The following is a 25,473-nucleotide window of genomic DNA, read 5'->3' as shown; positions in this document are numbered from 1 at the left end:
GCTAAAGGCGCACGACGACCAGGGCGACGTCGTCGTGTCCGCCGCTGCTGACACCGAGGCGGGCGAGCAGCGTGTCGGCCAGGCGTTCGGGAGCAAGACGGGTGTGGCGGGTGAGCGTGTCGGTGAGCAGGCGCAGGCCGACGTCGATGTCCTCCCCCCGGCGTTCGACCAGCCCGTCGGTGTAGAGCACGAGGGTGTCTCCCGGGGTGTAGGGCAGCTCGGCCTGGGGGCGGGACACATGGCGGGGGCGGGCGCCCAGCGGGGGGTCGGTGGCCTGGTCGAGCAGGTCGAAGGAGCCGTCGGGGTGCACCAGGACGGGCGGGAGATGGCCGGCGCTGCTGTAGCGGACGCGGTGGACTTGGTTGTCGATGACGGCCTCGGCCGCGGTGGTGGCCAGCGCCCCTTCCACCGAGCGGGCATACAGGCCCAGCACCTCCAGCGCTCTGGCCGGCTCGCGCAGGGCGCGGACCGCCGCGGACAGGGCGCTGCGGAGCATGCCCATCGTCGCGGCGGCCTCCAGGCCGTGCCCGACGACGTCACCGACGGCCACGGCGAACCCGCCGGGCAGATCGACCACGTCGTACCAGTCGCCGCACACGTTCAGGGACCCGGCGGCGGGCAGGTAGCGCACCGCGATGTCCTGGTGGCCCGCCAGGTCGGGCGAGTGCAGCATGGCCTCCTGCAGGGTGACGGCGACCTGGCGTTCCCGGGCGTGTGCCTTGCGCAGTTCCTCGTTCAGCTGCTGCAGTTCGCGCGCCCGCGCATACAGCTCGGCCTCCATCGCCTCCCGCTCGCCCAGCACGCTGATCCTCCGCGCGCGCAGGGGGCGGGACAGGACGAACCCGGTCACGTCCTCCACCCGGTGGATGATCCACTCCACCTCTCCGTCCGGCCCGAGCACCGGGGTGTTGATCGGCGACCACCAGCGCTCCTCGAACTCGCCCGGACGGTCGGCGAGGGGGATGTCGTACTTCTGCACCGCCATGGTGTCCGGTTCCTTCGAACGCAGCACCCAGTGCAGGGAGGCGTTCAGATTCCGCACCCCGTCGGCGCCCGGGTCCGCGGGATTGTCGGGGAAGGCGTCGAAGAGGTACCGCCCGACCAGTTCCGTCCGGGGGCGGCCGGTCGCCAGGAGGTAGGCCTGGTTGACGTCCACGATCACCAGGTCGGGGCCCAGCACCAGGTACGGGCTGGGGGTGGCGGCGAACAGCGCCCGGTAGTCGATCCGCTCCCTCACCACGCGCGCGCTCCCTGCCGTTGCGACGTCACGGTCCTCACCCCCGCCCGTGAACCCACTCGACCACGACACGGGGCCGCCCGCGCTGCGGGAACCCCGGCCCCGGTCCGCCGCCGGCTGGACCGCGCCGCTGGGCGGGCGTTCCATCGAAGGGTGGCTCCTTTACGTGTCGACGTGCACGCCCACCTGTGGACCGCGGGCTATCTCGACCGCCTCGAGCGCCTGGGGAAGACCGATACGGGCACCCAGCGCGGGATCGGCGCCGACGCGACCGCGGCCGATCTGGACCGTCGTCTCGCGCTGATGGACCGGGCGGGCATCGACCTCCAGGTGCTCTCGGTGGCCCCGCAGTCCCCGCACCTGGCCAAGGAGTCCGACGCCGTGGCACTGGCCGGCGCGGCGAACGAGTCGTACGCGGAGCTTGCGGCCCGCTTCCCCGGACGCTTCCGGATCTTCGCCGCGCTGCCCCTCCCCCACATCGACGCGGCCCTGCGGGAACTCACCCGCGCCTTCGACGACCTCGGGGCGGTCGGTGCCGGCGTGACCACGACCGTGCTCGGCCGCACACTCGCCGATCCCCTCTTCCATCCCCTCTACGAGGAACTCGACCGGCGCGGCGCCGTCCTGTGCATCCACCCGGCCGGCGAGGGCGCCGCCAGCCCGCTGATCACCGAGCACGCCATGACCTGGATGGTCGGGGCGCCGGTCGAGGACACGGTGGCGGTCATGCATCTGATCCTCGCCGGGATCCCCGCCCGCTGTCCGCGGATGCGTGTCCTGGCCTCGCACCTGGGAGGGGCACTGCCGCTGCTGCCGCGCCGGCTCGACGACCACCTGGCCTTCGAGTCCCCCCGAACGCCCGAGCGGCCCTCGGTCGCCGCCCGCCGCCTCTGGTACGACACGGTCAGCCATGCGCATCCGCCGGCACTGGCCGCCGCGGCGGCGTCCTTCGGGGCGGACCGCCTCGTCCTGGGCACGGACTTCCCCTACGAGGACAAAGAGGTCTTCCTGCGGGCCGTGGACCACATCGCCGACTCGGGGCTCACCCCGGAGGAAGCCACGATGATCCTCGACACCAACGCGGCGAACCTGCTCGGCCTGTCCGCGCCCTGACCCCGCGCCTTGACCCCGCGGGCGCAACCAGCTCCCACCGCACCACGGGCCGGCCCCCTCGGAGGGGGCGGGCGGACGTCAGCCGGCGCCGCCGGTGCCGCCGCGGCCGCCCGTGCCGCCGCTCTCACAGCCGAGCCCGAGGCAGATCCCGCCGGTGCCGCCCTTGCCGCCGCGGCCGCCGTCGCCGGTGCCCACCGCGGCTCCGCCCGTACCGCCGGTGCCGCCGTTGGCGCTGCCGCCGCAGATCCCGGCGCAGATCCCGCCCTTGCCGCCGATACCGCCCTCGCGGCCCGGCGCGCCGGTCGTGCCGGTGCCGCCGTTGGCGCTGCCGTTGCACAGCCCGGCACAGATCCCGCCCTCGCCGCCGTTGCTCCCGTTGACGGTCCCGTTGCAGTTGCCCGCACACACCTGGTCGCCGATCCGCACGTTGTCGTCGCCCACCTTGATGGTGCCGAACTGACCACTGCCGAACTGGCCGCTGGTGAACCGGCTGCCGCCCGGCTGGGCGCTGTCGGCGGGGAGCTGCCGGGCGGCGGCCACCACGGCCGTATGGCTCTGCGGCACCGGCGCGGCCATCGCGGCCGGCGCCAGCGCGCCGGCCGCCACACCGGCGGTCAGAGCGGTCGAGACCGTGAGGCCGAGACGGACCTTCCAAGAACGCATACGCATGACATTCCTCTTCCCAAAGAATTATTTTCCGTACTGCGGTTTCCGCTGTATCGAATAAACCCGATCAAGGGCCTCGCCGTCACGGCCCGGGAATTCGGGGCTTGACAGGAACGCCCCGGCCCGCACCGGGCCGGGGCGTCGGAGAAAGTTCCTCAGGAGCCGAAGAGGGAATTCAAACCCAGCAGCGCGGCCCAGTCCCCGTCGCGGAACTGCTTGTCCCAGGTGTCGAACTCCTTCTCGGAGATCTTGTACTTCTTGGTGACGTCGGCCTTCTTCGCCTGCCCGGACTCCACGGTCAGCACGATCCGTATCTTGTCCACGCCCGTGAGCTCCGACTTGGGCTTGTCGGGCAGGTCGTCGAACTTGAAGCAGCCGAACTGGCCGGGCTTGCCGGGCTCCCCCGGCTGACCGGGCTCACCGCCCTTGCCGCCTTCCCCTCCCTTGCCACCTTCCCCGCCCTTCCCGTCATGGCCGCAGTGGGACGGGTCGGCCGGGGCCATCTGACTGGTGCCTGTGGTGACACCCGGCGCCGCCTGAGCTGCGCACGCGGTGCCGGTGGCGAGGGCCACCGAGGCCACCGCCAGGACGAGCGGACGCTGCCAGCGAGTTCTGGACATGGGGGTTCTCCGTTTTCCTTGAGCGAGGTTGTGGTTCTGCGGACGCAGCGCCGGCCGTCCGGCTCCGCGTCCTGGTCAATGGGGGTGCAGGGGTGCGGGGGTGAGGGGTGCGGGGGGTGTGGGGTCCGGGTGGGGCGGAGGCTGTGCGGGCCTCCGCCCCGCCCGGGGCGGAACGGTCAGAAGATGCTGCCGCCGCCGGCGCCACCGCCGCCGCCCAGGCCGCCGAAGAGGACGCCCAGCCCGCCCGCGCCGCCCTTGCCGCCGCTGCCGCCCTGGAAGACACCGAAGCCGCCGTTGCCGCCCTTGCCTCCGTTGCCGCCGATGACACCGTCGCCGCCGGAGCCGCCGGAGCCGGCGGAGCCGCCGAACAGGCCGGTGCCGCCGTCGCCGCCCCTGCCTCCGTTGCCGCCGATGACACCGTCGCCGCCGCCACCACCGCCGCCGCCACCGCCGCCGGACAGGACGCCGTCGCCTCCGTTGCCGCCCTTGCCGCCGTCGCCGCCGACGCCCAGGACGCTGCCGCCGCCGGAGCCCCCGGAGCCTCCGCCGCCGCCGACGAAGCCGCCGCCTCCGGCACCGCCGTCACCGCCTGCGCCGCCGCCGTGGACGAAGCTCACGACATGCGCGGCAGGCATCGGGGCGGCCATCGCGGCGGACGCCGGAAGGACGATGCCCCCGGTGATCACCGCGGCCGAGGCGGCGAGTGTCGCGAGGCGGAAGCCCCGGCGCTTGGAACGGACATCGCTGTGGGTGTGAAAAATACGGGTCATGGGTTCTCTCCTACCGATCAAGGGGACTCTTCTGCCCGCCCCTGAAATTCGGGACGACAGCCGGCGGACCGTTTTACCGGGACCGCCACACCGGGATAATTCGCGGTTTCGGTGAAAGAGAAAACCCTCTGCCGAAGATTTCCGTCCTACCGTCCTGCCTCATCTATTTTCCGGATTTCCTTTCCGGTGAGGCCCGCACTTCAAGTAGGCCCCACGGGCACCGCACGGTCACGTTCCGAGGAGTCGTGACTTGACCCAGCGCGACAAGTCGGGTAAAGCACGCAAAAAGACGCCGCACGGTGGTCCTGGGACACCGTGCGGCGTATGTGCGCCAGCGCTGCTAGGACCCCTCGGGGCCGGGCGGTTGCTGCTGCCCTGTGTCGGCGGGCGGGGGTCCGGAATTCTGGGGCGCCGTGTTCTGGGGCGCGGAGGACAGGGGGGCCGAGGACAGGGGCGGAGGCGCGGAGGTCTGGGGCGCGGACGTCTTTGGCTCGGGCTGCGAGGAGGGCGGCTCGGAGGACGGGGCCTGCGGCTTCGAGGACTCCTTGGACGACGGAGAGGACGGCTTGCCCGACTCCGACGAGGACTTGTCCTTCGACGGTGACGACTCCTTGCCGGACTTCGACGACTCGGAGGACTTGGAGGCCTTGCCCGACTCCGACGGCTTGCCCAACTCGGAGGACTTCGACGGCTTACCCGACTCCGACGGCTTCGACGACTTGCCCGACTCGGACGGCTTACCCGACTCCGAGGACTTCGACGGCTTACCCGACTCCGACGGCTTACCCGACTCCGACGGCTTGCCCGACTTCGAGGGCTTGCCCGACTCGGAGGACTTGGAAGGCTTACCCGACCCCGACGGCTTCGACGACTTGCCCGACTCGGACGGCTTGCCCGACTCCGAGGACTTCGACGGCTTACCCGACTCCGACGGCTTGCCCGACTTCGAGGGCTTGCCCGACTCGGAGGACTTCGACGGCTTACCCGACTCGGACGGCTTGCCCGACTCCGAGGACTTGGAAGGCTTGCCCGACCCCGACGGCTTCGACGACTTGCCCGACTCGGACGGCTTGCCCGACTCCGAGGACTTCGAGGGCTTGCCCGACCCCGACGGCTTCGACGACTTGCCCGACTCCGACGGCTTGCCCGACCCGGAAGACTCCGAGGGCTTACCCGACCCCGACGGCTTGCCCGACCCGGAAGACTCCGAGGGCTTACCCGACCCCGACGGCTTGCCCGACCCGGAAGACTCCGAGGGCTTGCCCGACTCCGACGGGTTCGACGGGTTGCCCGGTCCCTGCGAGGTGTTGCCGTTCGAGGGTGTCTGTTCCCTGCCCGGCGTGGACGGCTTCGGTGACGGCGGGGGCGGCGGCGGGGGCGGTGTCGTCTTCTTGTCGTGCTCGCCACGGTGGTCGCCCTGCTTCCGGGTGAACCATTCGCCCTTCTTCTGGTCCGCCACGACGAACTTCTTCACCGGGCGGGGCGCCGGCGCGACGACGACCACGTGCGAGGACCGGTAGCCGGACCACGACTGGCCCACCGGCCTGGGGGCGGCACTCTGCTGCGCGGCCGGCGGTGTCAGCGGATTCCCGCAGGCGCAGCGCACCCGCGGTACCCCGCGGTCGTCGACCAGGACGGCGGTCCCCGCCTGCAGCACGGCCTGATAGCTGGTGGCAGAACCGTTGCGGTAGCCGTGGTTGGTGACCCGGGTGTCCGCCCGTAGCCGTACGGGGGTGAGGGTGCGCAGATAGCCGGGGACGGCGGAGGGCCGGATGCCCAGCACCGAGGCGAAGGCCGCGTTCTTCGACGGGTCCGCCTTGAGAGCGGTGATCTGCTTCTCCACGTCGCAGCTGGCGACGTTGCGTGTCCCGCCGTAGAGGCCGGGGGCGTCACCGCTCACGCTCCGTACCGCGGTGCCCGTGCCCGTGGCCGTGCCCGTGGCCGTGGAGGGCAGCGAGGGTGTCGCCGTCGGCGCGGTGCCCTCCTTCGCGGTCGACTCCGTGAACGGGTCCGCGCCCGTGCTCCCGGCGGACTGCAGGAAGACCTCGCCCCGCTGCTGGTTCGAGGTGTCGTCGGAGCGGGTGAACACGAGGATCAGGGCCACCGCTGCCACGATCGCGGTGGCGACCACGGCCACCCGGGGCGCGGACTTCCACCACGGGTGGTGCGGGCCCTCGTCGCCGCCCCGGCCCCCGCCGCCGGGTCCGCCGGGCGGTCCGGCCGGCGGTCCCGACCGCCCGCCGCCGGGGCGGGTCTCGGCTTCCGGGGGTATGGGCCGGTCCGGCTGGGAAGGCCCCGCCAGCGGCCCCGACGGAGGACCTTTGGGACGCCCGGACGGCGGTTGGGACGACGACGGTTCGATGCTCACGAGCTCCACTCCCGGCATCGGGGCCTGCGGCACACAGGCCAGCGGCACAGCCTCAGGAAACCCGCAACACAACCTCCTGCCGTCGGCCCCGCGCCCGCCCCCTCACCCTCCGGCCGTCGGTTCCTCTTCACACCATTGTGTGCGGCCGTCCCGCACACCTCGCAAGCCGACGGCCCCGCACCCCGGCAGGAGCGGGCAGGGCCAAACCGGGGCGTACGGCGTGCCCCGGCCGGGTGTACGGCGTGCGGCTATCCGGGCGTACGGCCGAAGACCGGCCGGGCCCACCGCGGCGGATCCGGCACCGGCTCCGGCACCGGCACCGGCTCCGGATCGGGTGCCCGCGCGGGTTCGGCGACCGCGGGGACCACCTGGGTCGGCGCGTGCACGTCCTTGCCGACAGCGGCAGCGGCAGCGGCGGGGGCAGCGGCAGCGGCGTCCGTGCCGCCCGCGCCGCTCGCGGCGGCCCGCAGTGCCGCCACGAACTCCAGGCAGGAGTCGTAACGGTCCTCGGGGACCTTCGCCAGGGCCTTGGCCAGCACGCCGTCCAGCGCCGGCGGGATGCCCGGCCGTTGCTCGCTCAGGGGCGGCGGCTGGTCGTACTGGTGCGCCCACAGCAGTGCCATGTCGTCGTCCCGCTGGAAGGGCGGGCCGCCCGCGAGGGTTTCGTAGACGACGCAGGCGAAGCCGTACAGGTCGCACCGGCCGTCCACCGGGCGGCCCGAGATCTGCTCCGGGGCCACGTAGTCGAGCGTGCCGACGAACTCGCCGACGGTCGTGAACCCGGTCAGCGACAGCGACTTCTTCGTCAGCCCGAAATCCGTGAGGTAGACGTACTCGGGATGATCGCTGTCCGTGCCCCGGGCCACCAGGATGTTGCCGGGCTTGACGTCCCGGTGCACCAGATCGTGTTCATGGGCCGCGTCCAGCGCCGACGCCACCTGCCCGGCGATCCGCAGCGCGGTCGTCACCGGCAGCGGGCCGTCCCGGTCGAGCAGGGCCCGCAGATCCAGCCCCGAGACGTACCGCATGGCGATGTACAGGACACCGTCCGTCTCACCGGCCTCGAAGACCGGCACGATGTGCGGGTGGTCGATGGCGGCGGCCACCAGCGACTCGTGCGTGAAGCGGCGCCGGAAGGTGTCGTTGCGGGCCAGTTCCGGGGCGAGCAGTTTCAGCGCGACCGTACGGTCCAGACGCAGGTCCTTGGCGCAGTACACGACGGCCATGCCCCCGCGGCCGATCTCGCGCTCCACCCGGTAGCCCGCGATCTGCGCCCCGATCAGGCCCGAGGCCCGGCCGGAGTACAGCTCCATGCCCCCCGACCCCGCGCCCATCACACACCGCCGCCGGAACCGACTCCCGGAGCGGGTCCCGGCGCAGCCGTGTGGACGGGCCGCTCACCCATGCCCGAATTCTATCCAGCGCTTTCTCCGGGCGCTTGGGTCAGGGCGTGGGGCACAGGGTCAGGTGGCGGCGGGCGGACGGCCGGGGCCCCGCGGGCGGGACCGGGGCGGGGGCAAGGGCGGGAGGGGGAGTGGGGGCGGGAGGGAGGGCGCGGGCGGGGCGGGGGCGTTGCGCACCGGCGGTCTCCTCGCGGACGACTTCCCGCAGGGCGCGGCCGAAGCGGGCGATGTCCTGGGGGGTGGTGTCGGGGCCGAGGGAGGCGCGCAGGGCGGTGGTGGCGCCGGAGCGGGGCAGGTGGAGCGGGGTTTCCTGCGCGACCGTCTTCCACAGGACGACGCCGCGGGCCGCCAGCCGGCGGCGGACGAGCGCGGCGGGCAGGTCGCGGTGGCGGAAGGCGAGGATGGCGGACTGGACCCGGCCGGGGGCGATCAGTTCGGTGCCGGGGCACTCCTCGACGGCGGCGCGCAGGGCGGGCAGGAGCCCCTGCCCGGCCAGGCCGGCGGGCCCGTCGGGGGTGGCCGTGGGGGTGGCGGTGGCGGTGTGGTGGGCCAGGGCGGCGTTCAGGCCCACGACGGCCGCGTTCGGCGGCAGGGGGCGGTGGGCGGCGGCGTCCTCGAACGCGGCACGCAGCCGGGGCGCCAGGACAGCGAACCCGACGGCGTACGGGCCGCGCAGGAACCGCCAGCCGTCCCCCGTCAGCAGCTGGCAGCCGATGCGGCCGGCATCCACGGGGAGCTGGCCGACGGAGTAGGAGGCGTCGACGGCGTACACGCACCGGTACGGGGCGAGGATCTGCCCGATCTCCTCGACCGGGTTGACGATTCCGCAGCCGGAGGGGACGTGGACGACCGAGACGAGGGCGACGTCGTCGTCGATGTGCCGGGCCATCCACTCCAGGTCCAGGTCGCCGTCCTCGCGCAGCGGGACGACCTCCACCGTGCAGCGGGTGCGGTCGCGCAGGGCGTAGAGGGCGGTCAGGCGGGCGGCGCTCTCGTAGGGGGTCGTCCAGACGCGCTCGCCGCGGCCGGGGGCGAGGCAGGAGACCAGCGCGTCGAAGGCGCCGGCGGCGTCCGTGACGACGGCGGTGTCGGCGGCCGGGACGCCGAGCAGCGCGCCGAGACGCTCGTGGACCTCGGTGCGCAGGACGTCCTCGAGGTCCTCCTCGAGCTCGTGCGGGCCGTAGCGGTCCTCGCGGCTCGCGCAGTCGGCGACGAGTGCGCGGACGGCGGCGGGCATGGTGCCCCAGCCCGCCGTGTCCAGGTGGACCGTCCGGCCCTCCTGGTCCGCGGGCTCCGTGCGGTCCGTGCCGTACGTGTGGTCCCTGTGGTCCGTGGATGACGGCGTCGCGTTCATTTCCGGGGCCTCCCCCCGCTGTCGCCAAATATTGCCAACTTGCTTGGCAATAGATTGCCTAGCCTGAGGCCGCGATGGCAACGGGGGCTCCGGCGGCGCTCTAGCGGAGGGGCCGCGAAAGTGCTGCTCAACCCCCTCGGGTCCGGCTCCGCACGCCCCAAGGAGCGGGGTGTTTGACAAACTTTGCCAGGCATCTGCGCAGGCGGTACGGCGTCTCTCGCCGGCCTCCAGCCCATCTCCAGCGAATACCGAGCAGATCCCGAGGAGGCGTTGCCAAGCTTCTTGGCAAGAAGTTACCAACGCAGATTCGCTTCATTGCCACGGAGGAGCTGTCATGAAGAACCTCGTCGCCCGCCTCGCCGTCACCGCCGCCACTGCCGCCGTCGCCTCCGCCGTACTCACCGCCGGCGGCATCAGCACCGCCGCGGACGGCATCGGCTGGCCCAAGGCGGCGAGCACCACGACCGCCGCCTCCGCGGAGGGCAACATCGGCTGGCCCAAGACCACCGCCACCGCCTCCGCCTCCGATGGCATCGGCTGGCCGAAGGTCACTGTCGTCTCGGCGAACGGCGACATCGGCTGGCCCAAGGCCACCACCGTCTCGGCGAACGGCAACATCGGCTGGCCCAAGGCCACCACCGTCTCGGCGAACGGCAACATCGGCTGGCCCAAGGTCACCGTCGTCTCGGCGAACGGCAACATCGGCAGGCCGAAGGCCACCACCGTCTCGGCGAACGGCAACATCGGCTGGCCGAAGGCCACCACCGTCTCGGCGAACGGCGACATCGGCTGGCCCAAGGCCACCGCCACCACCGCCTCCGCCTCCGCCTCCGCCACCGACGACATCGGCTGGCCGGTCGCGGCCGGCAGCGCGGCCGTCTGAGGATGCCGCCCGCCCCCGCTCCCCGTACGGCATCCACCGGACCCCCGCCCACCGGACCACCCGCCGAACCCGTGAGGCCCCCGCCGGCAGCAGCACCGTGGCGGGGGCTTCGGTCATGACCGGGGCGGGCCTGCGGCGGCCTGAGCGGGCGTCCACGGCGGCTCGAGCGGGATGCGGCACGGTGCTGCCCGGAGCACCGCTTCGCCTCGCCCGCGTCCCGGAAGGAAGTCGCCCAATGACCCACACCCCGTGGAACGCGAAATTCGAGGACGTCCTGCGCCAGGGCCTGCCGGGGCTCGGCAAGGACAAGGAGCCCGCCGCCGACGTCCCGATGGAGGCCTACGGGCTGGACTCCATGGCACTCATCGGCATCGTCAGCGCGCTGGAGTCCGCGTTCCGCGTCAGCCTCGCCGGCCAGATCGTCGTCCCGGTGCACGCCCTGACCGCCGGCCACCTCTGGGGCATCCTCTCCGCCGCGCTGGCCCCGGCATGGGACGAGAGCCGGCCTGCCACGTCCGCCCGCCGCACGCGCGACCTGGGCCCCTGGGCCGTGGCCTGAGCGCCGACAGCATGCCGGCCCCTGATGCCTACGGACCACGTATGTGCGCGTGGCGGGAAACGGCGCCCTGGCCGGCCGAGGGCGGGCGGTGTCAGTAGTCGCCGACGAACGTGACCGTCTCGTCGAGCGGCGCCCGGCCCGTACGGGTGTAGCCCACCGTGACGTCCTCGAACCCGATCGACATGCCGCAGAAGAGGATGAGCTCGTCCGGGGGTGACAGGACCTCCGCGACGGTCGTGCGGAACTTCGCCCATGCCATCTGCGTGCAGCTGTGCAGCCCTTCGGCGCGCAGCAGCAGCATGACGGTCTGCAGATACATGCCGAGGTCGGACCACTGGGCCGGGCCCAGGTCGCGGTCGATGTAGCAGAACAGGGCGGCGGGGGCGCCGAAACAGTCCCAGTTCGCGGAGGCGGCCCTCTGGCGCGCCTCTATGTCCTCGCGCGGAATGCCGAGTGCGCCGTAGCGCTGCTCGCCGAAGGCGGATCGGCGTTCGCGGTACGGGGACTTCAGTATGGGCGGGTACTGCTCGTACTCCGGCTCGTCCCAGGGGTCGCCCGCGGCCAGGCGCTCGCCGGCGCGCTTCTTGAGTTCGGCCAGCGGTCCGCCGGTCAGCACGTAGATGTGCCACGGCTGGAGGTTCGATCCGGACGGTGCCCAGGCCGCGCCGGACAGCACCCGCTCCAGGACATCCCTCGGGACGGGCCGGTCGGTGAAACCACGCACCGCCCGCCGGCTCGTGACCGCCTCATAGACGTCCACGATCGTCCACCTCCCTCCGCTCAACGCACCACTTTCGTTTCACTCAATATAGTATCACTCAATACCATCTCATGTCCAACTATATCCGCATACAAATCCTCTGCCCTGATCCCCGGAGGGCACCTTCATCTACCGCGGCCTCGCCGCCGGCCCCGTCCCGCGCATCACCGCCGCCGCCCGATCCTCCGCGTCATCGAGGAGCCGGAGCGGGCGGACGCCGTCCTGACCGGCGCTCCGCTGTACAGCCGCTCGATCCCGTCGCCCTTCAGGGCGTGCGCCGTTGTCGCCGGGCGCGGCGGCTCCTCCGCACCCGGCGCCCCGCGCGAGGGCTACGAGTTCGCGCAGAACTGCCAGGAGGCCGTCCTCAAAGACACCCTAGGCCTGGACCTCGACTTCATCGTCCCGGAGCTCACCATGCCCCCGCGGCCCGGCCATGTCCGGGCCGGCCCCTCCCAGACCCCTTGCGGCGACACCGCGAGGAGGGCAGGGGCTCGAGTGGTGCTCCAGCGGTCCGAGACAGCCCCTCAGGATCCCGTTGCCAGGATCCTGGCAAGGTTTTGCCAAGCCTTCCTTCTGTAGCCGCTGTCGAAGGAGCGAGCCGCGATGTCACTCTCCGGTCAGAAGCCGCCCGGCCGCCCGGTCCCCTCCGCACTGACGACACGGCCGGCGCTGCCGCACGCCGCGCCGCCCGCGTCCGGCGCCGAACCGCCCGGCACGCCCCTGCAGGAGATCGTCCGCGACCTGTTCGCCGAGGCGATCGGCGTGCCGCGGCGCACCGTCCACGCCGACTCCGACTTCTTCCGCATCGGCGGGCATCCCGCGGCCGCGGCCCGGCTGCTGGCCCGGGCCCGCCGGGTGCTGGGTGCCGGCCTGGACGACCGCGCCCTGCGCGAGGCGCCCACCCCGGCCCGGTTCGCCGCGGCGGCCGGCGAGCGGCCGGCCGCCGCCACGGGGCCCGCCGGGGCGCTCGGCGAGGCACTCGACGGGGAGGGCAGCACGGTCCTGCCGCTGCGGCTGCGCGGGGCACTGAACGCAGGGGCGCTGCAGGAGGCGCTGGGCGATGTGGGGCACCGTCACGGGGCGCTGCGCAACAGCCGGCTGGGCTCGGCCGGCACCCGGCTGCGCGCCCTGGCCGCCGAGGACCACCTGCTGGAGCTCACTCTCCCGGCCGACCTGGTCGACCTGTGGTCGCACACCCCGCTGGCCGCCGAACTCGCCCTGGCCTACCGGGCACGGGCCGCGGGCCGGCCGCCGCGCTGGGAGGGCCCGGTGCCCGAGGCGGCGCCCCGGGCGAGGGCCGGTGACCTGGCGCCCACCGTGCCGCCGGGCAGCCGGCCCGCCCCGGCCGACGCCCGTGTCGGCCGCCTCGCCCTCGACTGGGACGCCGGCCTGCACCAGCGGCTGGCCCGGCTGGCCGCCACGCAGGGCGCCACCCTGTTCATGGTGGTGCACGCCGCGCTCGCGGCCCTGCTCACCCGGCTCGGCGCGGGCCCCGCCATCACCGTGGCCGCGCCGGTGCCGGCCCGTGACAGCGCCGCCCTGCGCCGGGCCGTGGGCCCCTACGGGCGGGTACTGGCCCTGTCCGTGGACACCTCCGGCGACCCGGCCTTCACCGTGCTGCTGCGCCGGGTACGCGCCGCGGACCTCGCCGCCTACCGCGCCGGCACCGCGGCGCTGGCCCGGCCCGGCGGCATCGCGCTGAGCGTCCTGGCGGACAGCGGCGAGGCGTACGAGGCGGCCGGGCTCACCGTGCGGGCGGCCCCGCCCCTGCTCCCCCTGCGGGCCGCGGCCCTCGGCCTGATCCTGACCGAACGGCACACGCCGGCCGGCGCGCCCGCGGGCATCGCCGTCACCGCCGCCTACCAGTGCGACGCCGTCGGCGAGACGGCCGCCGCCCGCCTGACCGGGCAGCTGGCCGCCCTGCTCGAGGCCGCTCTCGACGCTCCCGCCGCCGCGCTGAGCCGGCTGGGCGGCGGGACGAGGCCGCCGCTCGCCCCGGCCGGGGCCGGGGAACACACCACCTCCTCCCCCGCCCGCCGTCCGGCGCCCGCGGTGACGCCGGTGCCGGTGGCCGGGTGAGCCCGGGTGGCTCTGCGGCCTGCGATCCCGGGGCGGGCCGGGCCCGGTCCCCGGGAGGCGGGCTCGAGACGCCCTGCCGGGCATCCCCTGCACTGGGGCAGCGCCGGCGCCGGCGGGCTCCTAGGGCGCGGTGGCTGCAGTGCGGTAGAACTCGGCCGCGGTGACGGTGGCGGGGACGCCGAGTTCGGTGGCGACCGCGGTGATCGCGCCGGCGCCGACGGCGGGGTCGGCCTGGCCGCCGGTGGTGAAGTACGGCGCGATGAACGTCTCGTAGTGGGCCCGGACCTCGTCCGCGGTGTGCCGGCCGAGGAAGGTCTGCATGTGCCGCACCGTGGTGTCGGGTTCGTCGTGGATCACCTGCAGGGCGCGCCGGTGGGCTCGTACGACGGCCTGGATCCCGGGGTCGTCCGGGCGGATGCGGGTGGGGTCGACGGCCACGCCCACGGTGGGGATCCGGAAGTGGCCGCCGACCCAGGCCAGTACCTGCCAGCCGTGCTCGGCGGCTATCGCCTCCGGTGCCATGGTGCTGCCCACCAGGGCGGCGTCGATGCTGCCCTCGTGCAGCCGGCGCAGGTCCATGCCGTAGTCGCCGGGCGGGCGGACGACGGTGTGGATGTCGCGGTCCGGGTCGAGGCCGGCCCGGCGCAGCACGATCCGGGTGAAGCACCCGGGTGCGGTGCGGGGGGCGTGCACCGCCAGCCGCCGGCCGGCCAGGTCGGCCAGGGAGGTCAGGCCGGGGCGGGCGAGGAACCAGAACAGCGGGCGGGTGGTGTTGACATGGAGTGCGACCCAGGGGATGCCGTCGGTCAGCCGGGACAGCAGTGCCCGGCCGAGCCCGATGGTGGCGCCGCGGCGCAGCCGCTCCTCGTCCCAGGAGCAGCCGTCGCGCAGCGCGACGTGGACGCCCTCGTCGGCGTAGTAGCCCTGCTGGTCGGCGATGTGGGCGACCAGTTCCTCGTGCAGGCCCCGCCCGACGTAGGCGAGATCGACCGTGTACATGAACGTTTCCCTTGATCGTGTCACAGGACAGCGGGGCGTCAGTACCGTCAGTACCGTCGATACCGTCAGTACATGGACATGCCGCCGTTGACCACGGCCGTGGTGCCGGTCATGAAGGCGTTGTCCTCGCCGGCGTAGAAGGCGACCGCCTGGGCGACGTCGTCCGGGTGTGCCAGGCGGCCCAGCGGGGTGGCGGCCACCTGGCGCTGCTTGTGCTCGTTGTCGAACACATCCGTCATGTGGGCCATGCGGGTGTCCTCCACCGGGCCGGGCGCGACGATGTTGACCGTGACGCCCTGCGGGCCCAGTTCCTGGGCGAGGTAGCGGGCGAACTGCTCCAGTGCGGCCTTGGCGGTGCCCAGCGCGATCATGTGATCCCGGGGCCGGCGGCTGAGGCCGGTACCGATGTAGATGATGCGTCCCCAGCCCTGTTCGGTCATGGCGGGCAGGACGGCTTTGGTGACCGCGAACGCCGCATGCATCTCGGCGTCGAGCTTGCCGCCCAGTTCTTCCCACGTCATGTCCTGGAACGACTTGACCGCATACGGGATGAGCGCGTTGTGCACGAGCACGTCGATGGCGCCCCATGCCGCCTGGACCTGCCCGACCATGCTCTCGACCGCCGCCGCCTCGCGCACGTCGGCCTGTACGGCCATGGCCTGGCCGCCCGCGGCCTCGATACCGGCCACGATCTCCCCGGCCGCCGTGCCGCTGCGGAGGTAGTTGACCACCACGCGCATCCCCCGGGCGGCCAGCAGACGCGCGGTGGCCGCACCGATTCCGCTGCTGGCCCCTGTCACCAGGGCCACCCTGCCGCTTGTCCCGGTCATGGGTCCACCTCCTCATCGCGGGCCGTCGGAATGACCGCCTCGAGTGGTTCGTCGCCGGTGGCGGGGTGTGCCGGGCGGATCGCCCCGTAGAGCACGGTGTCGACGCTCGCCCGCAGCAGATCGGCCGCGGTCCGGCCGAGTTCGCGCGGCAGCTGCGAGGTGAGCAGCCGCTCCAGCGCGCCGCGGGTGATCTCACTCAGCAGCTCGGGCGGCGCCGACAGCAGTCCCTGCCGGTGCCCGTCCCGGAACAGTTCACCGAGCCGCCGGTAGACCACCGCGTCCACGCGCTGCTCCACGTACCGGCGCAGCACCGCATCACCCCGTCCCGCCGCGAGCTGGGCCGCGCCGATCCGCCCGAGCTCACTGCCCGCCGCGATCAGAAACCGCTGGACCCGCACACCGAACGGCTGCCCTTGCGCGTCCTGGGCCGCCGCCAGCGTGCGCTCCACCGCCGCGAACTGCCGGTCCAGCACCGCGGCCAGCAGGCTGCGTTTGTCCGGGAAATGACGGTAGATCGTCTTCTTGCTCATCCCGAGCTCACGGGCGAGATCGTCCATGCTCACCCGCACCGAACCCGGCGCGAAGAACAGCCGGCCGGCCGCCTCCACGATCACGTCAGCCCGCTGCCCGCCCCTCTCGGAAACTGGGGAAACTAATTCGGTTTCCATAGTTTCCAGGATGACTTCTCCGCCTTTGTGCCGCCAAAGCGGACCTTTACGTCGGACACGGGCGAAGTGGGCGGGGACCGTACGGGTCGCAGGTCCTGAAGGTGCAGGTCGCGTCGTACGCCATCAGGTTCCCGCTCGGCGCCGGGAGCCCGAGCCTCCGGCTGAGCGGTGCGGCCATCGGCCCGCAGTCCTCAGCGGCGGGTTCGTGGAGATCCACCGCGAAGGGCCCGATCGCTTCAGCCCGAAGCCGACCGGCGCACCGGCGCCGATGGTGCAGTCCTGCGGCAGCCACGGGCTCATCAGCCTGAATCGCAGGCCGAACCGCCCGGTGCAGAAGTCGGACCGGCCGCCGCGCGCGCTCGCCCTGCGTCGGGCCGGACCGGCCCCGGCGGGGAGGGCCGGACGGTCGCTGAGACCAGCCGCGGGCTGCGCGACGGGGGCCGTATCGGCGGGGGCGGCGGCTCGGCGGGCGAGAGGGAAGCGGGGCTGATCGGCAGTGGTGCGGCATGGTCGTCAGCCTGCTGTCCACCGCCCGCCGACCGCCATCGGTGACGCCCCTGCCCCGCCCTGAGCCGGCCCTGACGCCTTGTCAGGGTGCGGCCCCGGACGGAGAGCGGCCGGCATCCGCGGACGCGGAGGTCTCCACGGCGGCCGGGCAGCACGACGGCAGGGGGGGAGGACGACGTTCAGGCCCCGGGCCGCCGCCGGCGGCAGCGGGAGGCCGGCCCGCCGCAGGCGCTGCGGAGGTGTGTCATACGGCCTCTTCCGGGTCCTTGGGGGACGGCGGGGTGACGGGTCCGGGCGTGACCTGTGCGCTCGCCGCGCCCGCGGCGGCCAGGAAGAGTCCGGTGACCGCGGCGACGGCCGCGACCGTACGGGAGTGCCTCATGCGGGTGCCTTTCGTCTGCGTGGGCTTTGCGTGGACGAACCTCGACGCCCCAGCCTGGCCCGGGGCGTCGCAGAGGTCCTCGAGACCTGCTCGAGAGGAGCTCGAACGATCTCCCGAATCGGGCGAAGCGTTCGTTCCGGAGTGCTTCAATGGCCCCCGGCAGAGCCTGAATTGACCAGCACTGACCGGCAGGGAGCGAGCACGGGGATGCGGAAGTCGTACTACGCGGCACACGTCTACATGATCCTGGGAGTGATCTCCGGGCTGTATTACCGGGAGTTCACCAAAGCCAACGATTTCACCGGCGACACCCAGCTGGCGCTCATGCACACCCATCTGCTCGCGCTGGGCATGATGGGTTTCCTCATCGTCCTCGCCCTGGACAAGCAGTTCACCCTGTCCGGGACGAAACTGTTCACGTACTTCTTCTGGTTCTACAACGTGGGCATCACGATCACCGTCGCCATGATGTTCGTCCACGGCACCGAGACCGTGCTCGGCGACCATGTCCCCGAGGCGGTGCCGCTGACCGCGGGCCTCGGGCACATCCTGCTCACGGTGGGACTCATCCTGCTGTTCGTGCTCCTCGGCAAACGGCTGAACGAGTCCGCCGGGGCGGGCCCCGCCGAACCGGAGCAGGAGAAGGAGACGGCCAAGAGCCCCGTCTGAGAGCCCGGCCTGAGGGCCCCCGTCCGACATCCCGGTCCGGGAGTCCGGTCCGGGCCGGCTGCGGCCCGGACGCATCCCGCCCGTCCTGGACGGGCCGGGCCGCCGTCCCGGGCCTGGCCGGCCGGGCGGCTGTTCGCGGCAGGAGGGACCGGGCCCTGCGGGTCAGACGGGCTGGGCCGCCGGGCCCAGCAGCGCGTCGGTCAGGGCGGCCAGCCGCTGCCGCGCCGGATCCGGGCGCAGGCGGCCCGCCCGGGTGAGGGCGGCCAGGCCGTGCCAGGCACTCCACAGGACCTCCGCGAGCAGCCCGCCGTCGCGGCCGGCCGCGACGGGCTCGACGGCCTGCCTGATCTCGGCGAGGACGTCCGCGAGCGGCGCCGGCGTGCCGGCCGCCCCGCTGGTGTCCTCGCCGGTGGCGTCCTCGCCGGTGTCCTCGCCCGGGTCGAGGGTGAGCATGGCCTCGTAGAGGACCGGTCCACGCTCGGCGAAGTCGGCGTAGGCGCGGGCGACCGCGCCCAGCGCCTCCTGCGGGTCACCGGCTGCCTCGCGGGCGGTGCGCAGCGCGGCGGCGAGTTCGGCGAAGCCCTCCAGGGCGACCGCGTGGACGATGGCGTCCTTGTTCTTGAAGTGCTGGTAGAGCACCGGCTGGCTGTATTCGATACGGTCCGCCAGGCGCCGCGTGGTGACGTAGTCCCAGCCTTCGGACTCGGCCATCTCACGGGCTGTGGTGAGGATCAGCCGGTGGCGCTGGGCCTGCTCGCGAAGGCGTCGCTCTCGGGGCGTCATGAACCGGACTTTAGCACTTTCGGCGAAAATCCAGCTGTCAGTGATAGAGTCCCTGCCTTTGAAATCGGCTGCTGCCGTACGGGACCGGCGGCGCTGTGCGGGGCGGGTTCGAGCGGGCTTCGAGGAACGGGCGCCAGCATCGGGGCACGACTGCCCACAGAGAGGGCCATCCCATGCTGACCCCGACTCCCCTGGAGGAGCTGCTCGACCTGGCCGCGGACGTCATCGGCTGCGACCGGCGCACCCTGCCGGCCGGGGCCGCGGGTTCTCCCTTCATCACGCTGGGCGGCGGCCTCGCGCAGGCCGTGCGGCTGCAGGCGCGCGCCGGCCGGCAGCTGGGCCTGGCCGTGGACCTGGCGCAGCTGCTGGGCCCCGCCCCGCTGGCGGACGTACTGGCCCGGGCCGTGCCCGTCCCGGCCGCGGTGCCCGGACCGCCCGCGGGCGCAGGCGCGGTGCGGGCGTTGCTGCCCGGGCAGCGGGCGGCGCTGGCCGCCGAGCGGGAGGCGGGTGCCGGTGCGGTGTGCCGGGTGCTCAGTGCCGAGCTGGCCGGACCGCTCGACGCGGGCGCGCTGCGCCGTGTGCTCGCCGCTCTCGGTGCGCGGCACGAGGGCCTGCGGACGGTGTTCGCGGATGCGCCGCACGGTCCGGTGCGGCGGGTTCTCGCCGCCTGCGCCCCGCCGCTGGTCACTCTGGAGGCGGCGGGAGCGGGCGGGGGCGGGGACCCGGTGGCGGCGGTGCACGGGTATCTGGCCGCGCGGGCGCGGCAGTTGGTCGGCCGGCCGGGCCGGCCACCGCTCGTCTTCGCCCTGAGCCGTCTGGCCGGGGGTGCGCATCTGCTGTCGTTCGTGTACCACGACGCGGTGGCCGACGGCTGGTCGGCGGCGCTGCTGTGGCAGGAACTGCTCGCCGACTACGACCGTGCCGTGCACCGGCGTCCGCTGGTGCGGGCGGTGCGGCCCGGGCCGGATACGGCGGGGCGCGCCGCGGTGGCCGGCCGGCCGGGCGGGCTGCGCGCGGCGGCCGGGCGGGCCGAGCGGCTGCGCGGCTTCCCCGCCGCCGTGGACTGGGCGGAGGGTGCGCCGCGGCCCGCCGTGTTCGATGTCCGCGGCGAGCGGCTGCACGTCGGCCTCGACGTGCAGCTGCGGGACGCGGCCGATGCGACGGCCCGGCGGGCCGGTGTGCCGCACGGCACGGTGCTGCTGGCGGCGTGGGCGCTGGCCGTGGGCCGGCGCGCGGGCCTGGAGCGGCTGCTGGTGGGCTGCGAGGTGCCGCGCCGTGCCACGGCGGCGCTACTGGGCACCCTCGCGCCGTGCTCGGCGACGGTGCCGGTGGGCTGTGAACTGGAGGGCGGCGTCGACTACTTCCTGCGCGGGATCGCCTGCGCGTTCGGCGAGGCCCTCGGCTGCGCGGACCTCGACACCGCCGAGCTGGCGCGCGAGCTCGGGGTGCGCCCGGACCGCTCCCGGCCCGTCCTGACGCCGGTGACGTTCGCGGCCCGCGACGAGCTGCTGCCCGCGCGCGTGCGGGCGGGCGCCTTGAGCGCGCGTTTCCATCACGGGCACGCGGGCGCCGTCACGGCGGACGCCGCGCTGACCGTGCTGCGCTGGCGCGAAGACCCGCTGCTGCGCCTGGAGTTCGCCCCCGCGGTGCTCTCCCGCACGCGGGCCGTGCGGCTGGCCCGCGAGATGCGCGGCGCGCTGGCCGCGCTGACGGCGGCGCCCCCGCACACCCCGGTCGAGGACCTGCTGCCCGCCCCGGCCGGCGCACGCGGCCTTGCCCTGCCGCTCCCCTAGCCCCGTACCCGCCGTCGTGCCGTGCGGCGGCGGGGGCGTCCGGTGCGCGCGTGCCGGGGGAATGCACGCGCGCACCGGAGCCGGTGCCCGGGCGGCCGGCGGGCCGGCGCCCGGGGGGCGGGGTGCGTATCCCTCCGGGGGTTGGGCGGGATACGCACCCGAGGCGGACTCGGCCGGGCGGACCAGGGCCCCGGGGAGGGGACGGCTCCCGGGAGCGGGAACCGTCCCCCTCCCGGCGTACGGGAGTCGGTCCTGCGGCGGAGCGGGAGTCACTCCTTCTACGGACGGGACACCCCCCGGGGGGTGAGCGCCCCGGAGGCGCGGCCAGGAGCCCCGGGCACCTTGCCCCCCAGGGGCCTGGTCTGCAGGCCCCGGCCTGGGGCCGGGTCCCGCCCCGGGGACGGGGACCAGGCCCCCACAGGCCGGGGCCAGGCACGCCGGGCCGGGGCGGGGATCCGGCGCCCGGGACCGGGGCCGGATGCCCGCAGGCCGGGGCAGGCGCCGGGACCGGGGCCGGATGCCCGGGGGCCGGGGGCAGGCGCCGGGACCGGGGGCGGATGCCCGGGGGCCGGGGGCAGGCGCCGGGACCGGGGGCGCCGTCAGGTCGTGAACTGCGGGAGGCGGGTGGCGGTTTCGGCGGGGGCGGGCATGGAGGCGATCTCGGTGGCGACCTTGCGGGCCGCGTCGCGGTAGGTCTCGTCGCCCAGGATGCGGCGGGCCTGTGCGGTGACCGCGCCGGCCGACAGGTCGGCGGCGTAGACCACCTCGCCCGCGCCCGCGTCGCGTACGGCGGCGGCGTTGGCGGGTCCGTCGGCGCCCTGCGGGAGGATCAGCTGGGGCAGTCCGGCCGCGAGCGCGGCCAGGGTGGTGCCGGCGCCGCCGTGCTGGACGACCAGGGCCGCCCGCTTCAGTGCCTCGGGCTGGGCCACCCACGCGGCCGCCACCACCCGCTCGGGCAGTTCGCCCAGGTCGGCGACGTCCACCACCGGGCCGGTGGCCACCAGGACCGGCACCTCGAGCGGCAGCAGCCCTTCGATGACCGTGCGCAGGACGTCCACCGAGCCCAGTGCGGTGCCCAGGGTCAGGTAGACGAAGGGGCCGTCCGCGTCCCGGATGGCCGCGGGCAGTTCGCCCGGCTCGCCGTAGGCGACGGGGCGCTGCTCGACGCGGGGCAGCGGGGCGGCCAGGAAGCCGCGGTCCTGGAGGGAGGGCGGGCAGATGTCGATGTAGGTGCGGGCCAGGGCCAGCAGCTGGCCGCCGGGCACGTGCACGCCCAGGTCGGCGGCGGTGGCCAGCAGTTCCTCCTGGATGCGGGCCTCCTCGGGGCCCATCGCCATCACGCCCACGCCGTGCGCGACGGCGGGCACGCCCGCCAGGTGCGCGGCGAAGGCGGCGCCGGGGTTGAGCGCCTCGTAGACGACGAGGTCGAAGCTCCCGCCGGCCAGGACGGGGGCGAGGTCGGCGGCCACCCAGCGGGGCAGCACCGAGCCGAACACCTTCACATGCAGGTCGGCCAGTACCTCGGGCGGCACGTCCTGGGCGCCCAGGTCGCCGTCGCCCTCGCCGTGTTCGAGGCCGGCACTGCCGCGTACTGCTTCCATGAACGCCTCGGGAACCGAGCGGCCCGCCGCCACCGGCTCGAGGCCGGCCGCCCGCAGGGCCGGGTGCAGCTGCTCGCCGGTGGCGAAAGCGACCTCGTGGCCCGCGGCGCGCGCGGCCTTCGCCAAGGGAAGCAGGGGATACACGTGCCCGAAGTTGCCCGCGCTGGCAAAGAGGATTCTCATACCGCCCCACGGTAGGGACGCCCCCACCCTTTGTCTAGCAGTGACAGGAGACATAGCACCGGCAGGCACGGGGGTTCGAGCGGGCGTGCGGGGCGTTTCGAGGCGCTCTCCAGTCACAGCCGATCGCCCTGGCGGATCGTCGTGGCGGCGACCTGGCCCTGGGCGCGCGGCACACGGCGAAGGAGTCACGGCTGTCGACTTCCTCCTCCGCCCAAAGGCGGGGGCTTCCAGCGGTCGCCCGCTGGGTTTCCTGGTTCATCGCCGACTGCCCCGTCCGGGAGGACTCCCGTTGAGGTCTTACACCGCCTCCACAGGCAGACGCCGCCGGCCCGGCGGCCAGGATGTTGCGTGCCGCGTCCACGTCACGGCCGTGCACGGTGCCACAGCCGCACGTCCGCTCCCGGACGTCCAGCGGCAGTTTCCCGCGAACCGCGCCGCAGGTCCCGCACAGCTTCGAGCGGGGAGACAGCTCGGCTGCCTGCGCGCCGGCCGGACAGAAGCGGTACTTGAACGCCCGCCTCACACGAGTGGTCACAGCCCGCAAACCAGCGCATCAGTTTGGGACCGCCTGACGGTCTGTCGGGTGTGGACGCCGAATCGCCCTGGCGGCGCTTCCCCTTTCCCTGCCCTGCTCCGCAGGAGTCCGATTCCTCCCCCGCCTGAAGGCAGGGGCTTCCCCGGAGGTTCCCGATGACCATCACCCAGGCGGTGCCCCCCGGCACCCTCACCCCTCTGGGGCGGCGCTTCACGCTGTCGGCCCAGACCCTGGACAGCCCGGTGACGCCCAATCCGGTCTTCCGCGAATGGTTCGCCGAGCAGCGCCGCACCAACCGCTACGAGGTGCGGCGCATCCCCTTCCGCGACCTGGCCGGCTGGCGCTTTTCGGACTCCACCGGCAACCTCGTGCACGACAGCGGCCGGTTCTTCTCCGTGGAGGGCCTGCAGGTGCGCGCCGAGTGGGACGGGCACGCCGCGTCCTGGTCGCAGCCGATCATCAACCAGCCCGAGATCGGCATCCTGGGCATCGTCGTCAAGGAGTTCGACGGCGTCCTGCACTGCCTGATGCAGGCCAAGATGGAACCGGGCAACCTCGAGACCGTCCAGCTGTCCCCCACCGTGCAGGCCACCCGCAGCAACTACACCGGCGTGCACAAGGGCGCCCGGGTGAACTACATCGAGTACTTCGCCCCGCCGCGGACCGGCTCCCGGGTGCTGTTCGACTCCCTGCAGTCCGAACAGGGCTCCTGGTTCCTGCGCAAACGCAACCGGAACATGGTGGTCGAGGCCCTCGGCCCCGTCCCCGCGCACGAGGACTTCGTCTGGCTGACCCTCGGCCAGATCCACCAGCTGCTGCGCGAGTCGAACGTGGTCAACATGGACGCCCGCACCGTGCTGTCGCTGATCCCCTCGCACGCCGACGAAGGGCCCCCGCTGCACAGCATGGAGCACCTCCTCAACCGGCTCACCGAGATCAAGGCCCACCGCGAGCTCGTGCAGACCAGCATGCCGCTGGCCGCCGTGCAGGGCTGGCGGCGCACCGAGGACGCCATCGCCCACGACAGCGGCCACCACTTCACCGTCATCGCCGCGTCCGTGGCCGCCGCCAACCGCGAGGTCACCCGCTGGACCCAGCCCCTGCTCGCGCCGGCCGAACAGGGCCTGTCGGCGTTCCTGGTGCGCCGCATCGGCGGCGTGCCGCACCTGCTCGCCCACGCCCGCTCCGAGGCCGGCGTCCTGGACGTGGCCGAACTCGGCCCCACCGTGCAGTGCCAGCCCGGCCGCGCCCTGACCCTGCCCCTCCCCCGCCGGCCCCGCTACCTCGACCTCGTCCTGCGCGCCGATCCCGGCACGCTGCTGTACGACACCGTGCAGTCCGAGGAGGGCGGACGCTTCCACCACGCCGGCAACCGCTACGTCCTGATGGAAGTGGGCGGCGAGTTCCCCGTCGACGTACCCGGGGACTTCCTGTGGGTGACCGTCGGCCAGCTGTCCGCCCTGCTGCGGCACAGCAACTACCTCAACATCGAGGCCCGGACCCTGCTGAGCGGACTGCGCGCGGCCTGGGCCCGCGGCGGGGCGTACGCCCGGTGAACGGGCCCGTGCGCGTACCAGGAGCGGGCGTGCTGCGGATCGGGGTGCTGGGCTGCGCGGACATCGCCGAGCGGCGCATGCTGCCCTCGATGGCCCGCCAGCCGCTCGTCGAGGTGACCGCGATCGCCAGCCGCAGCCTCGCCAAGGCGCGGGCGTTCACCGGCCGGTTCGGCGGCACGCCGGTGGCCGGCTACGCCGGGCTGCTGGAGCGCGACGACGTGGACGCCGTCTACCTGCCGCTGCCGCCCGAACTGCACGTGGAGTGGACCCTGCGGGCCCTCCAGGCCGGCAAGCACGTGCTGTGCGAGAAGCCGTTCGCCGCCCGTCTCGCGGACGCGGACAAGGCGGTGTCCCTCGCCCGCGAGCGCGGCCTGCTGCTGATGGAGAGCTTCATGTTCCTCCACCACTCCCAGCACGCCCGCGTCCAGAAGCTGCTCGGCGACGGGCTGATCGGCGAACTGCGCCTGTTCGGCTCCGAGTTCGGCATCCCGCTGCGCCGCGACACCGACGGCACCCTGCGGCGGGCCAGCACCCTGCCCGAGGTCGCCGCCTACCCGCTGCGCGCCGCCCAGCTCTTCCTCGGCCCGCACCTGCGGGTGGCCGGCGCCCACGTGAGCCCCGCCACCGCGCAGGGGCCCGCGCCCGCCGGCGGCGCCCTGCTGACCGCCGCCTCCGGGGCCACCGCCCAGCTCGCCTACGGCGTCGAACACGCCTACCGCAGCGGCTACGACCTGTGGGGCAGCCAGGGACGGCTGCGCCTGGAACGCGCCTTCAGCACCCCCGACGAGCACGTCCCCGTCCTGCACGTCGAACGCGGCGGCACCGTCCGCGAGATCCGCCTCGCCCCGGACACCCACTTCACCAACATCGCCGGCGTCTTCGCCCGGGCCGTCCTCGGCCGCGAGGACTTCACCCCGCACACCGAGGCCCTCCTCGCCCACGCCCGGCTCACCGACGCCGTCGAACAGGCCGCGGCCCGCCCCGGCCCCGTATAGACAACACACGGACGCCCCGGCCCCGTACCAGCTCACGCACGGGCGGCCCGGGGGGGGGGGGGCGTTGGGGGGGGGGAGTTTTTGTGTTGGGTGGTGGAGGGCTGGGGTGTTGGGTGGGGGGGGGGTTGTTCGGGGGCTGGTTGGGCGAGCAAACCCCCTA

Annotated in this window: 21 protein-coding genes and 2 pseudogenes; 8 read left to right on the top strand and 15 right to left on the bottom strand. The window is 74.0% G+C overall.

Going from position 1 to position 25,473, the window contains the following annotated elements:
- Position 1: 1 nt before the first annotated feature.
- Positions 2 to 1,237 carry a PP2C family protein-serine/threonine phosphatase gene (locus ACZ69M_RS44240; protein WP_470059233.1) on the bottom strand — a complete coding sequence of 412 codons (1,236 nt, stop codon included), beginning with the start codon at positions 1,235 to 1,237 and terminating at the stop codon, positions 2 to 4.
- Between the two features lie 153 nt (positions 1,238 to 1,390).
- Between ACZ69M_RS44240 and ACZ69M_RS44235 the strand changes: the two genes are divergently transcribed.
- On the top strand, positions 1,391 to 2,350 hold the full coding sequence (locus ACZ69M_RS44235) for an amidohydrolase family protein (RefSeq protein ID WP_470059150.1): 960 nt from the start codon (positions 1,391 to 1,393) through the stop codon (positions 2,348 to 2,350).
- 78 nt (positions 2,351 to 2,428) lie between these two features.
- Here the strand turns inward: ACZ69M_RS44235 and ACZ69M_RS44230 are convergent, their stop codons facing one another.
- The 6 genes and pseudogenes from ACZ69M_RS44230 to ACZ69M_RS44205 all read right to left on the bottom strand — a co-directional run bounded on the left by ACZ69M_RS44230 (position 2,429) and on the right by ACZ69M_RS44205 (position 9,531).
- On the bottom strand, positions 2,429 to 3,019 hold the full coding sequence (locus ACZ69M_RS44230; RefSeq protein ID WP_470059148.1) for a hypothetical protein: 591 nt from the start codon (positions 3,017 to 3,019) through the stop codon (positions 2,429 to 2,431).
- A gap of 152 nt (positions 3,020 to 3,171) precedes the next feature.
- A complete protein-coding gene (locus tag ACZ69M_RS44225; protein ID WP_470059146.1) occupies positions 3,172 to 3,636 on the bottom strand; it encodes a DUF1153 domain-containing protein in 465 nt (154 codons plus the stop codon).
- Positions 3,637 to 3,812: 176 nt separating this feature from the next.
- A complete protein-coding gene (locus tag ACZ69M_RS44220; protein WP_470059144.1) occupies positions 3,813 to 4,406 on the bottom strand; it encodes a hypothetical protein in 594 nt (197 codons plus the stop codon).
- Between the two features lie 1,111 nt (positions 4,407 to 5,517).
- A pseudogene (locus tag ACZ69M_RS44215) lies at positions 5,518 to 6,774 on the bottom strand (DUF6777 domain-containing protein); the annotation flags it as partial.
- A 248-nt stretch (positions 6,775 to 7,022) separates the two neighbouring features.
- The gene (locus tag ACZ69M_RS44210; protein WP_470059142.1) at positions 7,023 to 8,087 is read right to left on the bottom strand and encodes a serine/threonine-protein kinase; all 1,065 of its coding nucleotides are present in this window, start codon (positions 8,085 to 8,087) and stop codon (positions 7,023 to 7,025) included.
- Positions 8,088 to 8,217: 130 nt separating this feature from the next.
- A complete protein-coding gene (locus tag ACZ69M_RS44205) occupies positions 8,218 to 9,531 on the bottom strand; it encodes an aminotransferase class V-fold PLP-dependent enzyme (protein WP_470059140.1) in 1,314 nt (437 codons plus the stop codon).
- A gap of 334 nt (positions 9,532 to 9,865) precedes the next feature.
- On the opposite strand from ACZ69M_RS44205, the gene ACZ69M_RS44200 reads away from it, so the two are divergent.
- Both ACZ69M_RS44200 and ACZ69M_RS44195 read left to right on the top strand, forming a co-directional pair.
- On the top strand, positions 9,866 to 10,414 hold the full coding sequence (locus ACZ69M_RS44200) for a hypothetical protein (RefSeq protein ID WP_470059138.1): 549 nt from the start codon (positions 9,866 to 9,868) through the stop codon (positions 10,412 to 10,414).
- Positions 10,415 to 10,649: 235 nt separating this feature from the next.
- Positions 10,650 to 10,973 carry an acyl carrier protein gene (locus ACZ69M_RS44195; protein WP_403704988.1) on the top strand — a complete coding sequence of 108 codons (324 nt, stop codon included), beginning with the start codon at positions 10,650 to 10,652 and terminating at the stop codon, positions 10,971 to 10,973.
- 91 nt (positions 10,974 to 11,064) lie between these two features.
- Here the strand turns inward: ACZ69M_RS44195 and ACZ69M_RS44190 are convergent, their stop codons facing one another.
- Positions 11,065 to 11,733 (bottom strand): nitroreductase, encoded by a 669-nt coding sequence (locus ACZ69M_RS44190; protein ID WP_470059135.1) that lies wholly within the window; start codon positions 11,731 to 11,733, stop codon positions 11,065 to 11,067.
- Between the two features lie 603 nt (positions 11,734 to 12,336).
- Between ACZ69M_RS44190 and ACZ69M_RS44185 the strand changes: the two genes are divergently transcribed.
- On the top strand, positions 12,337 to 13,812 hold the full coding sequence (locus ACZ69M_RS44185; RefSeq protein WP_470059133.1) for a condensation domain-containing protein: 1,476 nt from the start codon (positions 12,337 to 12,339) through the stop codon (positions 13,810 to 13,812).
- Positions 13,813 to 13,932: 120 nt separating this feature from the next.
- On the opposite strand, the gene ACZ69M_RS44180 is transcribed toward ACZ69M_RS44185, so the two are convergent.
- The 4 genes from ACZ69M_RS44180 to ACZ69M_RS44165 all read right to left on the bottom strand — a co-directional run bounded on the left by ACZ69M_RS44180 (position 13,933) and on the right by ACZ69M_RS44165 (position 17,198).
- A complete protein-coding gene (locus ACZ69M_RS44180; RefSeq protein ID WP_470059131.1) occupies positions 13,933 to 14,811 on the bottom strand; it encodes an ABC transporter substrate-binding protein in 879 nt (292 codons plus the stop codon).
- A 65-nt stretch (positions 14,812 to 14,876) separates the two neighbouring features.
- Positions 14,877 to 15,641, bottom strand: coding sequence for an SDR family NAD(P)-dependent oxidoreductase (locus tag ACZ69M_RS44175; RefSeq protein WP_470059129.1), 765 nt, complete (start codon positions 15,639 to 15,641; stop codon positions 14,877 to 14,879).
- On the bottom strand, positions 15,638 to 16,255 hold the full coding sequence (locus ACZ69M_RS44170; protein WP_470059127.1) for a TetR/AcrR family transcriptional regulator: 618 nt from the start codon (positions 16,253 to 16,255) through the stop codon (positions 15,638 to 15,640). Before ACZ69M_RS44170 ends, ACZ69M_RS44175 begins: the two co-directional genes overlap by 4 nt.
- An 805-nt stretch (positions 16,256 to 17,060) precedes the next feature.
- On the bottom strand, positions 17,061 to 17,198 hold the full coding sequence (locus ACZ69M_RS44165) for a hypothetical protein (protein WP_159055364.1): 138 nt from the start codon (positions 17,196 to 17,198) through the stop codon (positions 17,061 to 17,063).
- Between the two features lie 207 nt (positions 17,199 to 17,405).
- Here ACZ69M_RS44165 and ACZ69M_RS44160 point away from each other — a divergent pair, with 207 nt between their 5' ends.
- The gene (locus tag ACZ69M_RS44160; protein ID WP_403705000.1) at positions 17,406 to 17,867 is read left to right on the top strand and encodes a DUF2871 domain-containing protein; all 462 of its coding nucleotides are present in this window, start codon (positions 17,406 to 17,408) and stop codon (positions 17,865 to 17,867) included.
- Positions 17,868 to 18,029: 162 nt separating this feature from the next.
- Here ACZ69M_RS44160 and ACZ69M_RS44155 read toward each other — a convergent pair whose 3' ends face one another.
- Entirely contained in the window at positions 18,030 to 18,650 is a 621-nt protein-coding gene (locus ACZ69M_RS44155; protein WP_470059124.1) for a TetR/AcrR family transcriptional regulator, read from the bottom strand.
- 173 nt (positions 18,651 to 18,823) lie between these two features.
- On the opposite strand from ACZ69M_RS44155, the gene ACZ69M_RS44150 reads away from it, so the two are divergent.
- Positions 18,824 to 20,443, top strand: a complete 1,620-nt coding sequence (locus tag ACZ69M_RS44150) for a condensation domain-containing protein (RefSeq protein ID WP_470059122.1) — start codon at positions 18,824 to 18,826, stop codon at positions 20,441 to 20,443.
- A gap of 599 nt (positions 20,444 to 21,042) precedes the next feature.
- Here the strand turns inward: ACZ69M_RS44150 and ACZ69M_RS44145 are convergent.
- Both ACZ69M_RS44145 and ACZ69M_RS44140 read right to left on the bottom strand, forming a co-directional pair.
- Positions 21,043 to 22,227 (bottom strand): glycosyltransferase, encoded by a 1,185-nt coding sequence (locus ACZ69M_RS44145; RefSeq protein ID WP_403703769.1) that lies wholly within the window; start codon positions 22,225 to 22,227, stop codon positions 21,043 to 21,045.
- Between the two features lie 214 nt (positions 22,228 to 22,441).
- A pseudogene (locus ACZ69M_RS44140) lies at positions 22,442 to 22,762 on the bottom strand (zinc ribbon domain-containing protein); the annotation flags it as partial.
- A gap of 155 nt (positions 22,763 to 22,917) precedes the next feature.
- Here ACZ69M_RS44140 and ACZ69M_RS44135 point away from each other — a divergent pair.
- Both ACZ69M_RS44135 and ACZ69M_RS44130 read left to right on the top strand, forming a co-directional pair.
- Positions 22,918 to 24,318, top strand: coding sequence for an NDP-hexose 2,3-dehydratase family protein (locus ACZ69M_RS44135; protein ID WP_470059120.1), 1,401 nt, complete (start codon positions 22,918 to 22,920; stop codon positions 24,316 to 24,318).
- 29 nt (positions 24,319 to 24,347) lie between these two features.
- Positions 24,348 to 25,313: a Gfo/Idh/MocA family protein gene (locus ACZ69M_RS44130; protein WP_470059118.1), complete on the top strand. Its 966-nt coding sequence runs from the start codon at positions 24,348 to 24,350 to the stop codon at positions 25,311 to 25,313.
- Positions 25,314 to 25,473 lie beyond the last annotated feature (160 nt).

This window comes from Streptomyces sp. NPDC107454, from assembly GCF_055582885.1.
This window is presented reverse-complemented; position numbering and strand designations above follow the sequence as displayed.

What these genes read in the sequence shown, in the direction of transcription:
- ACZ69M_RS44230 (WP_470059148.1), bottom strand. Translation starts at nt 3,019, where the DNA reads ATGCGTATGCGTTCTTGGAAGGTCCGTCTCGGCCTCACGGTCTCGACC.
- ACZ69M_RS44225 (WP_470059146.1), bottom strand. Translation starts at nt 3,636, where the DNA reads ATGTCCAGAACTCGCTGGCAGCGTCCGCTCGTCCTGGCGGTGGCCTCG.
- ACZ69M_RS44220 (WP_470059144.1), bottom strand. Translation starts at nt 4,406, where the DNA reads ATGACCCGTATTTTTCACACCCACAGCGATGTCCGTTCCAAGCGCCGG.
- ACZ69M_RS44210 (WP_470059142.1), bottom strand. Translation starts at nt 8,087, where the DNA reads ATGGAGCTGTACTCCGGCCGGGCCTCGGGCCTGATCGGGGCGCAGATC.
- ACZ69M_RS44205 (WP_470059140.1), bottom strand. Translation starts at nt 9,531, where the DNA reads ATGAACGCGACGCCGTCATCCACGGACCACAGGGACCACACGTACGGC.
- ACZ69M_RS44200 (WP_470059138.1), top strand. Translation starts at nt 9,866, where the DNA reads ATGAAGAACCTCGTCGCCCGCCTCGCCGTCACCGCCGCCACTGCCGCC.
- ACZ69M_RS44195 (WP_403704988.1), top strand. Translation starts at nt 10,650, where the DNA reads ATGACCCACACCCCGTGGAACGCGAAATTCGAGGACGTCCTGCGCCAG.
- ACZ69M_RS44185 (WP_470059133.1), top strand. Translation starts at nt 12,337, where the DNA reads ATGTCACTCTCCGGTCAGAAGCCGCCCGGCCGCCCGGTCCCCTCCGCA.
- ACZ69M_RS44180 (WP_470059131.1), bottom strand. Translation starts at nt 14,811, where the DNA reads ATGTACACGGTCGATCTCGCCTACGTCGGGCGGGGCCTGCACGAGGAA.
- ACZ69M_RS44175 (WP_470059129.1), bottom strand. Translation starts at nt 15,641, where the DNA reads ATGACCGGGACAAGCGGCAGGGTGGCCCTGGTGACAGGGGCCAGCAGC.
- ACZ69M_RS44165 (WP_159055364.1), bottom strand. Translation starts at nt 17,198, where the DNA reads ATGAGGCACTCCCGTACGGTCGCGGCCGTCGCCGCGGTCACCGGACTC.
- ACZ69M_RS44160 (WP_403705000.1), top strand. Translation starts at nt 17,406, where the DNA reads ATGCGGAAGTCGTACTACGCGGCACACGTCTACATGATCCTGGGAGTG.
- ACZ69M_RS44155 (WP_470059124.1), bottom strand. Translation starts at nt 18,650, where the DNA reads ATGACGCCCCGAGAGCGACGCCTTCGCGAGCAGGCCCAGCGCCACCGG.
- ACZ69M_RS44150 (WP_470059122.1), top strand. Translation starts at nt 18,824, where the DNA reads ATGCTGACCCCGACTCCCCTGGAGGAGCTGCTCGACCTGGCCGCGGAC.
- ACZ69M_RS44145 (WP_403703769.1), bottom strand. Translation starts at nt 22,227, where the DNA reads ATGAGAATCCTCTTTGCCAGCGCGGGCAACTTCGGGCACGTGTATCCC.
- ACZ69M_RS44135 (WP_470059120.1), top strand. Translation starts at nt 22,918, where the DNA reads ATGACCATCACCCAGGCGGTGCCCCCCGGCACCCTCACCCCTCTGGGG.